The sequence below is a fragment of the Pseudomonas sp. B10(2017) genome (assembly GCF_002113295.1).
GTDB lineage: Bacteria > Pseudomonadota > Gammaproteobacteria > Pseudomonadales > Pseudomonadaceae > Aquipseudomonas > Aquipseudomonas pudica.
Map to the genome: position 1 here is coordinate 154283 of NZ_NEJU01000015.1, position 6000 is coordinate 160282.

Below are 6000 nucleotides of genomic sequence, written 5' to 3' on the forward strand. Positions count from 1 at the left end.
GAAGACACCTTTTGCCGGCCACCCAGGGCCTTGATGCCTTGGGGCACGGCAAATTGCCCCACCAAAAACAATACCGTCGACGCACGTGCCAAGGATCGACACAGGGCCCCCCGGTTTCTCTTCAGGCAAATGCCTACCTGTCATAAAGAACGTGCACCCTAGGTGACGCGAATACCCTTTTTGCGCCAGGAGTCGATGACATGAGGCCAGAAATCGCTGTACTTGATATCCAAGGTCAGTATCGGGTTTACACGGAGTTCTATCGCGCTGATGCGGCCGAGAATACGATCATCCTGATCAATGGCTCGCTGGCCACCACGGCCTCGTTCGCCCAGACGGTACGTAACCTGCACCCGCAGTTCAACGTGGTACTGTTCGACCAGCCATATGCGGGCAAATCCAAGCCACACAATCGCCAGGAACGCTTTATCAGCAAGGAGACCGAAGCGCATATCCTCCTCGAGCTGATCGAGCACTTCCAGGCAGACCACGTGATGTCGTTCTCGTGGGGTGGCGCAAGTACGCTGCTGGCGCTGGCGCACCAACCGCGTGGCGTGAAGAAGGCTGTGGTGAGTTCTTTCTCGCCGGTGATCAACGAACCGATGCGCGACTATCTGGACCGTGGTTGCCAGTACCTGGCCGCCTGTGACCGCTATCAGGTCGGCAACCTGGTCAACGACACCATCGGCAAGCACCTGCCGTCACTGTTCAAGCGCTTCAACTACCGGCACGTCAGCAGCCTGGACAGCCACGAGTACGCGCAGATGCACTTCCATATCAACGAAGTGCTGCAGCACGACCTGGAACGGGCTTTGAACGGCGCGCGCAATATCGACATTCCAGTGCTGTTCATAAACGGCGAGCGCGACGAGTACACCACGGTCGAAGATGCCCGGCAGTTCAGCAGGCATGTGGGCAAGAGCCAGTTCAGCGTGATCCGTGACGCGGGCCACTTCCTCGACATGGAAAACAAGACCGCCTGCGAGGACACCCGTAGTGTCTTGCTCGGCTTCCTCAAGCCGACCGTGCGCGAGCCTCGTCACCGCTACCAGCACGTACAGCAGGGGCAGCATGCATTGGCAATCTGAGCGCATCGGCGCCCTGTAGCTGATACCCGCAGGCTATGGGGTGCCGACAAGCTTTTTTATAACTTGGGCTTCTAATTCGTTGAGGGTTCTGGTAAAAAGTGCTGCGTAAACGCGGGTATAGTTTAGTGGCAAAACGAAAGCTTCCCAAGCTTTAGTTGAGGGTTCGATTCCCTCTACCCGCTCCACATCGTATACCCGCATGGCGTTTTCACAACGTCATCGCTGTCAAAAGGAGCCCAGGCTCCTTTTTTCGTTTCTCCCCCCCCTTTGACCTGCCCCATGGCCATTTGCCTGCCGATCCGCTTCAATGCGTGGATGGATTCGTGAAGCATTTCGAAAGGACGACGCATGTTTCTCTCCCGCTGGCTACCGGGCCTTGCCAACCTGCTGCATTACCGCCGCGAGTGGTTCCACGCCGACTTGCAGGCCGGCCTCTCGGTGGCGGCGATCCAGATACCCATTGCCATCGCCTATGCGCAGATCGTCGGCCTGCCGCCGCAGTACGGCCTGTACGCCTGTGTGCTGCCGATGATGGTCTACGCCCTGATCGGCAGTTCGCGCCAGCTGATGGTCGGCCCCGACGCCGCCACGTGCGCGATGATCGCCGGCGCCGTGGCGCCGTTGGCCATGGGTGAACCGCACCGGATTGCCGAACTGTCGGTGATCGTCACGTTACTGGTCGGGGTAATGCTGATCGCGGCCGGCGTGGCCCGGGCCGGGTTCATCGCCAGCTTCTTCTCGCGCCCGATCCTGATCGGCTATCTCAACGGCATCGGCCTGAGCCTGATCGCCGGGCAGTTGTCCAAGGTGGTGGGATTCAAGATCGAGGGTGACGGCTTCATCCTCAGCCTGATCAACTTCTTCCAGCGCCTGGGTGAAATCCACTGGGTGACGCTGCTCATCGGCCTCGCCGCACTGGGCCTGCTGATCTGGCTGCCAAGGCGCTACCCCCGCCTGCCTGCGGCGCTGACGGTAGTGGCGCTGTTCATGCTGCTGGTCGGCCTGTTCGGCCTTGACCGCTTCGGCGTTGCCGTTCTCGGCCCGGTACCTGCCGGCATCCCGCAGCTGGCCTGGCCGCACAGCAACCTGACGGAAATGAAAAGCCTGCTGCGCGACGCCTTGGGTATCGCCACCGTCAGCTTCTGCAGCGCCATGCTTACCGCACGCAGCTTTGCCGCCCGGCACGGCTACGCGATCAACGCCAACCACGAATTCGTCGCCCTGGGCGTAAGCAACCTGGCTGCCGGTGTTTCCCAGGGCTTTGCCATCAGCGGCGCAGACTCCCGCACTGCGGTCAACGACATGGTCGGTGGCAAGAGCCAACTGGTGGGCATCATCGCCGCGCTGGTCATCGCCCTGATCCTGCTGTTCTTCACCGCACCCATGGCGTGGATCCCGCAGGCAGCGCTAGGCGCCGTGCTGCTGATGGCCGGCTGGGGGCTGATCGACATCAAGTCGCTGGGGCACATTCGCCGCCTGAGCCGCTTCGAGTTCTGGCTGTGCCTGCTGACCACGGTCGGGGTGCTGAGCCTGGGCGTACTGCCCGGTATCGTGTTTGCCGTGACCCTGGCGATCCTGCGCCTGCTGTACAGCATCTATCAGCCCACCGACGCGGTGCTGGGCTGGCTGCCGGGCACCGAAGGCCAAGTGGACATCCGCAAACACAAGGATGCCCGCACCGTGCCAGGCCTGGTGGTGTACCGCTTCGACGACGCGATCCTGTTCTTCAACGCCGACTACTTCAAGATGCGCCTGCTCGAGGCCGTGCAGAGCCAGGACCAGCCCAAGGCCGTGCTGTTCGATGCCGAAGCGGTAACCAGCATCGACGTCAGCGGTATCGCCGCCCTGCGCGAAGTGCGCGACACCCTGGCGGCTCAGGGCATTTTCTTCGCCATTGCCCGCGCCCGCGGCACCTTCCTGCGCATGCTGGTGCGCTCGGGGATGGCCCGGGAAATGGAAGACAAACTGCTGTTCGGCTCGGTTCGGGCGGGCATTCGCGCCTATCGGGTTTGGCGTAACAGGAGTCGCAGTGGGCAACGAGTTGAACAAGGTTGAAGAATTGCGTCGTAGCTACTGGCCCTATCGCCGGCAAGCCGGCTCCCACAGGTGCTGCGCTGCTCTGAAGACCTGTGGTGAAGCTGTGGGAGCTGGCTTGCCGGCGATAGAGCCAGTACAGGCTCCACAAAGCAGTTGCCTGGACACCAACCCTCGCACATCTTGCATGACATGCTAAAGTCGCCCCCGTTCCCGCTCCACCCAACGGACCCCAGCATGCCCGCACTAGACGCCACCCTCACCCCCTGGCCGGAACTCGCCGCCCGCCACCCTTGCGACGCCCTGTTGCTGGGCAACGGCGCCAGCCGTGTGCTGTGGAAGCCGTTCGGCTACTTCTCGCTGTTCGAGGAAGCGCAACGTGCCGGGCGCAAGAAAGGCCTGGCCGTCAGCGACCAGGCACTGTTCAAGTCGCTGGGGACGGAGCTGTTCGAGCCGGTGCTCAGTGCCCTCAACACCACCGTGCGCACCAACGCCGCGCTGGCCATCAACTCCACCGCGCCACTGAACCGCTACTACTCGATCAAGGAAGCGCTGATCCACGCCGTACGCACGGTGCACCTGCCTTGGCCACTCATGCCGGCCACGACCCTGGCAACCCTCAACCAGGCCCTGCGCGGCTACCGCAGCGTCTACACCAGCAACTACGACCTGCTGCTACCGTGGGCCGTGCAACACGCGCCGCACGGCTTCGCCGAACTGTTCGACGAGCAAGGCTTCTTCGACGTGCGCCGCACCAACGGCGAAGGCACGCGGGTGCTGCACCTGCATGGCGGCCTGCACCTGCTCAAGCTGCCCGACGGCACTACCCGCCAACGCAGCGCCGACAGCGCCGAACTGCTCGATGGTTTTGCCGTGAACATCCCGGGCGAAGTGCCGCTGTTCGTCAACGAAGACCGTAGCGACGAGAAACTGCGCGCCATCCGCAACTCGGATTACCTGGGCTGGTGCCTGGGGCAACTGGCGCTGGAAAACCAGGGGTTATGCCTGTTCGGGCAGCACCTGGACAGCAGTGACCAGCACCTGCTCGAAGCCATCCGGCTGGCCCGGCCGGCGCATCTGTCGATTGCCATCAGGCCGTTGAGCGAGGCATCGGTTATCAACCAGAAGCAGCATTTCGTCGATCGCTTCGTGGATATGCCGGGGACAGTGCTGCATTTCTTTGATGCCAGTACGCATCCGTTGGGGCAAGCAGCGTTGGCTATTGAAGCGCCGCTCACCCACAGGTGAAATGAACCAATTAGGGGCCGCTTTGCGGCCCATCAAGGCGCCGATGCCGTTGTCACCTGCACGGCCGCAATGGCCGGCGAAACCGAGCCCCTGAAAGGTACGAATGCGCCACTTATGGATAACGTGTTACCAAGTGCGGCGCTTCACAAGAGCCGCTGAGGAATCACACGTCAGGCAGCAACCCATCCGCCCGCAACAGCGTCTCCAGGCAATGCTCCTGCACTCCGTAAAAAGCCTTGAGCTGCCCGATCTTCTCCAGCAACGCGCCGTTGTTCCCTGCCTGGCGCCGCTTCACCGCAAGAATCATCTTGTTCTTGTTGGTGTGCTCCAGCGAGATGAACTCGAACACCTTGGTCTCGTACCCGCAGGCTTCCAGGTACAGCGCGCGCAGGCTGTCGGTCAGCATCTCGGCCTGCTGGCCCAGGTGCAGGCCGTACTGCAGCATCGGTTGCAACAACCCCGGGCTGTGCAGTTGCGGGCGGATCTGCTTGTGGCAGCACGGCGAGCACATGATGATTGCAGCGTTGCAGCGGATGCCGGTGTGGATGGCGTAGTCGGTGGCGATGTCGCAGGCATGCAGGGCAATCATCACTTCGATGGCCTCAGGCACCACGCTACGCACGTCACCACACTGGAACTCCAGGCCCGGGTGCTCGAGGCGCAAGGCGGCAGCGTTGCACAGGTCGACCATGTCCTGGCGCAGCTCTACGCCGGTTACCTGAGCTTCGCGGCCCAGGCTGTTGCGCAGGTAGTCGTGCATGGCAAAGGTCAGGTAGCCCTTGCCAGAGCCGAAGTCGGCCACCCGCAGCGCCTGCTCCGGCGGCACCGGGGCGTTGGCGAGGGCGTGGTCGAAAACTTCGATGAACTTGTTGATCTGCTTCCACTTGCGCGACATTGACGGGATCAGCGCGCCTTGTGCGTCAGTCACGCCGAGGTCACGCAGGAACGGCCGTGACAGCTCCAGGTAGCGCTTCTTCTCGCGGTCATGGCCACTGCTGCTGGCAGCTTCGCGCGGGGCCTGTGCGCCGTGGCGCTGGAGCATGGGCTTGCCCTTCTTGCTGAAGGTCAGCTGCACTTCACCGTCTGCGTCGAACAGGTGCGCATTGCGGAAGCTTTCCGGCAGCAATTCGGCGACCAGCGCCTGAGCCTGGTCCAGCGCCAGGTTGCGGGTGATATCGCGGGTCTGGTGGCGGTAGACCAGCGACAGGCACGGCTGGCCCTTGACCTGCAGCGGCTTGGCAATGATCCGTTGCAACGTCTGGTCGGCACCGACATGGCGCGCCAATACCAGTTTGACCAGGGTATTGCCATGCAGGGCGGCTTTCAGCAGGTCGAGAAACTGGGTGCGCGCATCCGGCGCGGATGGGGCAGAAGAACTGGCGGACATGGAAAAACGGTGCCTCGGATAGCGGGGAGCGCTTGGCGCAATGCACGCATTCTACAGGGTGCTCAACTTCCTGTGGGAGATCGCCCAGTCGTTTGGGCTGCGCTGTCGCGTAGGGAACTGAATTCGCAAGCGGTCCGCGTACCCTGTGGGAGATTCTATGGTTGTGGGCAATGCTTTTTGCCCCCTTTGCTCATGTATTCGCCTTGAGTCTTCATCAAGGCGAATGCAATTCTGGCCAGCTTT

The 6000-nt window shown here is 62.2% G+C and carries 4 protein-coding genes and 1 tRNA gene; 4 read left to right on the forward strand and 1 reads right to left on the reverse strand.

The annotated features are described in order from the left end of the window. The first annotated feature begins 200 nt into the window (after positions 1-200). The 4 genes from phaG (at position 201) to CAF92_RS18650 (ending at position 4370) form a co-directional block, all read left to right on the forward strand. Positions 201-1088, forward strand: a complete 888-nt coding sequence (gene phaG, locus CAF92_RS18635) for a (R)-3-hydroxydecanoyl-ACP:CoA transacylase (RefSeq protein WP_046614802.1) — start codon at positions 201-203, stop codon at positions 1086-1088. Positions 1089-1199: 111 nt separating this feature from the next. Next, a tRNA-Gly gene (locus CAF92_RS18640) sits at positions 1200-1273 on the forward strand. A 163-nt stretch (positions 1274-1436) separates the two neighbouring features. Beyond that, a complete protein-coding gene (locus CAF92_RS18645) occupies positions 1437-3143 on the forward strand; it encodes a SulP family inorganic anion transporter (RefSeq protein ID WP_085601594.1) in 1707 nt (568 codons plus the stop codon). Between the two features lie 216 nt (positions 3144-3359). Continuing rightward, positions 3360-4370: a DUF4917 family protein gene (locus CAF92_RS18650; protein WP_085601595.1), complete on the forward strand. Its 1011-nt coding sequence runs from the start codon at positions 3360-3362 to the stop codon at positions 4368-4370. A 163-nt stretch (positions 4371-4533) separates the two neighbouring features. On the opposite strand, the gene CAF92_RS18655 is transcribed toward CAF92_RS18650, so the two are convergent. Further along, positions 4534-5757: an SAM-dependent methyltransferase gene (locus CAF92_RS18655; RefSeq protein WP_085601596.1), complete on the reverse strand. Its 1224-nt coding sequence runs from the start codon at positions 5755-5757 to the stop codon at positions 4534-4536. Positions 5758-6000 lie beyond the last annotated feature (243 nt).